The sequence below is a fragment of the Vibrio sp. D173a genome, assembly GCF_030248475.1.
On record NZ_JAHGAH010000598.1, the window covers coordinates 1 to 914 of the forward strand.

Below are 914 nucleotides of genomic sequence, written 5' to 3' on the forward strand. Positions count from 1 at the left end.
AAGTTCGTGAGTTTGGTATTCCAGCAGAGCTTTGTGAGTTTGGCGGAGAGGGTGATGATTACGTCGACTTTAGTGTGGAAACCTTAAAGCCCTACATCGACCAACATTACCGAACTCGACCAGAACGCAACACCACATATTTGGCGGGCAGCTCGATGGGAGGTCTTATTAGCTTGTATGGCGGTGGAAAGCATCAGCATGCATTCGGTGCGCTTGGGGTGTTCTCTCCTGCGTTTTGGTTTAACCATAGTGAATACTTCAACTATGCTTCCGGGTTGGATTTTGAGCTTCCCGTTAAAATCTATATGGATATGGGAACCAATGAAAAACGAGAAGATACCAGTGTCGACTTTGCTAAGGTGTATTTAGATGGTTCTCGCTCTATGAACGATCTTTTATTAAGTAAAGACAATATCTCTCTTGTTTATATCGAGGGTGAGGGGCATGAACATAATGAAATCGCTTGGGCGAAACGCTTCCCCGATTTTATTCGATTTATTATGAATCATTAGAAAAAAGCCTGAACAATATATTCTGATAGATTTTTTGTTCAGGCTTTTTTATTTGCTATTAATCTTTAGCTACTGCGAACTCCTGCTTTTCCCTTTTATTACGCAAGTAATCCTGATTCAGAATACTATTGTGGGCAATTGCAATATCAGGCTGCGCAAACTCAAGTCCTTCTAACAGTGTATAATTTGGATGATTATGGCTAGTTACTACGGCCTTGGAAGTATTTGTTGTCACTTCTCCGCTCTCTTGATTGACTATTATCTCTAAATCAATCGCAAGGGGCGCACGAACTTCTACGTATTGGCTGTTACTAACATCTAAGGCTAAAACAAGCTCGATATCAGACATCGCTTCAGACTCTTCACTCGATGTAAGGGTATAACGAGCGATTTCATTATCCG

1 protein-coding gene and 1 pseudogene are annotated in these 914 nt (G+C 41.2%); one reads left to right on the forward strand and one right to left on the reverse strand.

Annotated elements, in window-relative coordinates:
- Positions 1-512: alpha/beta hydrolase (locus KIV40_RS27805; RefSeq protein ID WP_285352427.1), on the forward strand; the 512-nt coding region annotated here is incomplete at its 5' end.
- 58 nt (positions 513-570) lie between these two features.
- On the opposite strand, the pseudogene KIV40_RS27810 reads toward KIV40_RS27805, so the two are convergent.
- Positions 571-914: pseudogene (locus KIV40_RS27810) on the reverse strand (hypothetical protein); the annotation flags it as partial.